The organism is Gluconobacter sp. P1D12_c (assembly GCF_018812105.1).
GTDB classification, from domain to species: Bacteria; Pseudomonadota; Alphaproteobacteria; order Acetobacterales; family Acetobacteraceae; genus Gluconobacter; species Gluconobacter oxydans_A.
Map to the genome: position 1 here is coordinate 1 of NZ_JACSIQ010000753.1, position 383 is coordinate 383.

Genomic DNA, 383 nt, shown 5'->3' on the forward strand with positions numbered 1-383 from the left:
TCGTGCTGTTGATGTTCAGAAGACTGGCAAGAGCAGGAAATTCAGAAGCACTCAAAATAGTATGGAGTGCATTGTTATGTCTTGGCCAGGTGAGATTGATGCCGATTGTAAGCGTTGGCAAGCTCGGTCGGTCAAGTGGTTGCAGGACACGTATGGGGACCAGTTGAAGACAGTCATCAGGCATGATGATGAGGCTTTTCCTCATCTTCATGCTTTCATCGTTCCTGATGATTTGAAGGCGATCAGCTTACATCCTGGGGATAGTGCAAAGCAGAAGGCCAAGGCGGATGGGTTATCTCCAAAGGAACAAAATGAAGCCTATAAGCAATCGTTTAGAGATTGGCAGGACAGTTATTGGGATAAGGTCGGGAAGCCTTCTGGCT

At 47.3% G+C, this 383-nt stretch carries 1 protein-coding gene; it reads left to right on the forward strand.

Annotated elements, in window-relative coordinates; all coding sequences use genetic code 11:
- Nucleotides 1–76: 76 nt before the first annotated feature.
- The coding region (locus KP705_RS19040) for a plasmid recombination protein (protein WP_215765441.1) at nt 77–383 on the forward strand (307 nt) is incomplete at its 3' end.